The sequence below is a fragment of the Allosphingosinicella sp. genome, from assembly GCF_036387215.1.
Taxonomy (GTDB): Bacteria; Pseudomonadota; Alphaproteobacteria; order Sphingomonadales; family Sphingomonadaceae; genus Allosphingosinicella.
On the sequence record NZ_DASVUE010000119.1, the window covers coordinates 1 to 3,998 of the forward strand.

Sequence of the window (3,998 nt, forward strand, 5' to 3'; positions counted from 1 at the left end):
CGCGAACATCGCGCCCTGCGGATCGCGGCCCTGGATGACCCAGGCGCTTCCAGGCACCTCCATCGGCCCTTGGACGACTTCGCCGCCCGCCGCGCGCACCCGCTCCACCGCCTCGTCGATATTGCCGACCACGAAGTAGAACAGCCATGCAGGCCGGCCGAGCGTATCGGCATTGAACATGCCGCCCGCCCAGTTCGGGCTGTTCGTCATGAAGATCTGGTAGGTGCCCATGGGGCCCATATCCATCGCCTCCGCCTTGGCCCATCCGAACTGACGCGAATAGAAGTCGAACGCGGCTTCCCAATCGCTGGTGTGGAGCTCGTGCCAGGCGGCATGGCCCGGCGACATTTCAGGCGCCGGCGACTGGTCTTCGCCCTCAGGCGCGACCAGGAAGAAGGTTGCGCCCTGCGGATCGGCGACCATCGCAATCCGCCCGACAGTCGGCACGTTCATGATGTCCTTGTGGAGCTTGCCTCCTGCCTCGACGACCTGCCGGACGGCGGCATCGACATCGTCGACGGCGACGTATCCGAACCAAACCGGTCGTGCACCGGCCTGGCGCGCATCCTCGGGAATCTCCATCATCCCGCCGACACCTCGGCCATCGGCCTCGAAGATGGTGTAGTCGGCGCCGCCTTCGAAGGCCTTCGTCTCCCAGCCGACGACCTTCTCGTAGAAGGTCTTCGCCGCCTGCGGATCGCTGGTCATCAGCTCGTACCAGATGAAGCTATGGGCCATGATCTCTCTCCTCGCTCCGTCGTGCGTCAGGCGTCCGCCGGCTGGGGCTGCGCCATGGCTTGGCTGGCGGCGGCGAGATCCATGAACATCGGCTCCCAGATATGGCCGTCCAGATCCTCGAAGCTGCGGCCGTACATGAAACCATAGTCCTGCGGCTCGCGCGGTTCGCGCCCGCCCGCCGCCAGCGCATTCTCGGTGATCTCGTCCACCGCCTCGCGGCTTTCGGCGGAGATGCAGATCAGGACCTCGCTCGTCTCGTGCGCGTCGGCGATCCGCTTGGGCGTGAACTGGCGGAATTTGTCGTGGGTAAGCAGCATCACGTGGATCGTCTCGGAAAGGACGATGCACGCGGCCGTGTCGTCGCTGAACTGCGGGTTCTTCACGCCCCCAATCGCCTCATAGAAGGCGACGGAACGCTGCAGGTCTGCCGCCGGCAGGTTCACGAAAATCAGCTTCGACATCTCTCTTCTCCTTGGTGCTTTCGAATCGCTGTTTGACGTTGATGCGCGCCTGAGTTATAAAAAGCAACTATGAAGTTACAAAAAGTAACCGACTCGGCTCCGGCCGCTCCCAAGCGCCGTTACGACGATGCCTGCGGCACCGCGCATGCCCTCGATCTGGTCGGCGAGCGTTGGGCCTTGCTGGTGATGCGGGAGCTGATGCTTGGCCCCAAGCGCTTCAGCGACCTGCGCGCGGATTTGCCCGGCATCAGCGCCAACGTGCTGACGCAGCGGCTCGAGGGGCTGGAGGAATCGCGGCTTCTCGTCAGGAGGCGCCTGCCGCCGCCGGCCAACGCCCAGGTCTACGAGCTCACGCCCTGGGGCTATGAGGCCGAGCCGATCGTCCAGACGCTCGGCCGCTGGGCCGCCCGCTCGCCCGCGCACGATCCGACGCTTCCGATCAGCGCGAGCTCGATCATGCTGAGCTTCCGGACCATGTACGATCGGGAGCGGGCGAGGGGGCTCGGTGCAACCATCGGCTTCCGCTTCGCCACCGACAGCTTCCTGGCAACGGCCGGGGAGGACGAGCTCAAGGTTGTCCGAGGCGATCCCGCCGGCGCCGATGCCGTCTTCGTTGGTGAGCCGACCGCACTCGCCGCCGCCGTCTACGGCAAGCAGCCGCTTCCGGACCTCGCCGCTTCCGGAGCCCTGGCCGTCGAAGGGGACATAGCGGCCGCTGAGCGGTTCATCTCGATTTTCGAGCTGCCGCCCAAGGCGAGCGTCTGAACCTCGGAACGACTGCGCCGCTCCGCGAATTCACCACGCGATGAAGATCGCGACCTACAATGTGAACGGCGTCAACGGTCGCCTTGCCGTTCTGCTTCGCTGGCTCGAGGAAGCGCAGCCGGACGTCGTCTGCCTCCAGGAGCTGAAGGCGCCGGACGAGAAGTTCCCCGAGCAGGCGATCCGCGAGGCCGGCTACGGCGCCGTCTGGCACGGCCAGAAAAGCTGGAACGGAGTCGCCATCCTCGCCCGCGGCTGCGATCCGGTGGAGACCCGCCGCGGCCTTCCCGGCGACCCCGCCGACGTCCAGAGCCGCTACATCGAGGCGGCGGTCAACGGCATCCTGATCGCCTGCCTCTACGTGCCCAACGGCAATCCACGGCCCGGCCCCAAGTTCGACTACAAGCTCGCCTGGTACGACCGTCTCCATGCCCACGCATCCGAGCTCATCGCCAGCAAGATGCCCGTGATCCTCGCCGGCGATTTCAACGTGATGCCGACCGGCAAGGACGTCTACAAGCCGGAGCGCTGGCTCGACGACGCCCTGTTCGCGCCGGAAGTGCGCGCCGCCTACGCGAGCCTCCTCGAACAGGGCTGGACCGACGCCGTCCGCGCCCTTCACCCGGACGAGACGATCTACACTTTCTGGGACTATTTCCGGAATGCTTATCCCCGCAACGCCGGCCTCCGCATCGATCATTTCCTGCTCAGCCCCGAAGTCTCGCCGCGCCTCCGGGAGGCCAGGGTGGAGACCCATGTCCGCGGCTGGGAGAAGACCAGCGATCACGCCCCGGTCTGGATCCGCCTCTCCTGAAAAGGAACGACCCAGGCGCAGCTTTCGTTACGCCCGCACAATCAGGAGAAGTGAAATGGGTGAGTTCACCGACAAGATCAAAGGCGCGGCCAACCAGGCGGCGGGCGAAGCGAAACAGCACAGCAGCAACGAGCGCGTGCGCGAGGAAGGCGCCGCTCAGGAAGCCAAGGGCGACCTCCAGGAAGTGAAGGGCAAGGTGAAGGGCGTCATCAACAAGCTCTGACGCGAGGCTAGAGGTGAGCGTCGCCTTCCGCCGCGAAAGTGACGAAGAGCATAAGGAGCCGAAGTTCGAGATCCCGCTCCCCGTGGGTCCGAACCTCGTCACCGAGCGCGGCCTCGCTCACCTCCATGAAAAGGCGGCGGAGCTCGAAGCGCGCGTCTCCGCCGCCCCCGACGAAGCCGCCGCCGAAGCCGCCAGGCGCGAGCTTCGCTACTGGCGCACCCGCATCGCCACGGCGCAGTTGATGCCTCCGCCCGACGGCGAAGAGGTCGCGTTCGGCTCCCGGGTCCGCTTCCGCCTCAATGGCGCCGAGCGGACGATCGACATCGTCGGCGACGACGAAGCCGATCCCGCACAGCACCGCATCGCCTTCTCCGCTCCGATCGCGCGCGCCATAATGGGTGCCGAGCCCGGCGACTTCGCCGATTTCGGCGGCAAGGCCGACGCGATCGAAATCCTGGCGGTCTCCCCGATCCCCTGAAGCGCCGCACCTTGCCCTTGTCCGATCCCCGTCCTTGCCCCTAGGAGCGGCGGCAACAGGAAAGGGACCGGCATGAAACTCGATCAATCAGTCGCGGCCGTCGTCACCGGCGGCGCTTCGGGCCTCGGCGAGGCGACCGCACGGGCGCTCGCCGCCCGCGGCGTCCGCGTCGCCATTTTCGACCGCGACCAGGAGAAGGGCGAGCGCATCGCCTCCGAGATCGGCGGCGTGTTCGCGCTCGTCGACGTGACGTCCAACGAAGCCGTCGACGCCGGCTTCGCCCGCGCCCGCGAGGCGCACGGGCAGGAGCGGATCTGCGTCAATTGCGCCGGCGTCGCCAATGCCGTGAAGACGGTCGGCCGCGACAAGGAAACGGGAGCCGTGAAGCGCTACCCGATCCACCAGTTCGAGCTCGCAATCCAGATCAACCTGATCGGCACCTTCCGCGTCCTCGCCGCCTCCGCCGCCGGGATGGCCGATCTGGAGCCGCTCGAGGACGGCGAGAAGGGTCTCATCATCAAC

7 protein-coding genes are annotated in these 3,998 nt (G+C 66.6%); 5 read left to right on the top strand and 2 right to left on the bottom strand.

What is annotated here, in order from left to right; all coding sequences use genetic code 11:
• The coding region (locus tag VF662_RS04865) for a VOC family protein (protein WP_464138360.1) at positions 1-738 on the bottom strand (738 nt) is incomplete at its 3' end.
• Positions 739-764: 26 nt separating this feature from the next.
• A complete protein-coding gene (locus tag VF662_RS04870) occupies positions 765-1,199 on the bottom strand; it encodes a VOC family protein (protein ID WP_464138364.1) in 435 nt (144 codons plus the stop codon).
• Between the two features lie 69 nt (positions 1,200-1,268).
• Between VF662_RS04870 and VF662_RS04875 the strand changes: the two genes are divergently transcribed.
• The 5 genes from VF662_RS04875 to VF662_RS04895 all read left to right on the top strand — a co-directional run.
• Positions 1,269-1,964 carry a winged helix-turn-helix transcriptional regulator gene (locus VF662_RS04875; protein WP_464138367.1) on the top strand — a complete coding sequence of 232 codons (696 nt, stop codon included), beginning with the start codon at positions 1,269-1,271 and terminating at the stop codon, positions 1,962-1,964.
• 40 nt (positions 1,965-2,004) lie between these two features.
• Positions 2,005-2,775 carry an exodeoxyribonuclease III gene (gene xth / locus VF662_RS04880; RefSeq protein ID WP_464138370.1) on the top strand — a complete coding sequence of 257 codons (771 nt, stop codon included), beginning with the start codon at positions 2,005-2,007 and terminating at the stop codon, positions 2,773-2,775.
• Between the two features lie 55 nt (positions 2,776-2,830).
• A complete protein-coding gene (locus VF662_RS04885) occupies positions 2,831-2,998 on the top strand; it encodes a CsbD family protein (RefSeq protein ID WP_464138372.1) in 168 nt (55 codons plus the stop codon).
• Between the two features lie 13 nt (positions 2,999-3,011).
• On the top strand, positions 3,012-3,476 hold the full coding sequence (locus tag VF662_RS04890) for a GreA/GreB family elongation factor (protein ID WP_464138374.1): 465 nt from the start codon (positions 3,012-3,014) through the stop codon (positions 3,474-3,476).
• 72 nt (positions 3,477-3,548) lie between these two features.
• On the top strand, positions 3,549-3,998 hold a 450-nt coding region (locus VF662_RS04895; protein ID WP_464138376.1), incomplete at its 3' end, for an SDR family NAD(P)-dependent oxidoreductase.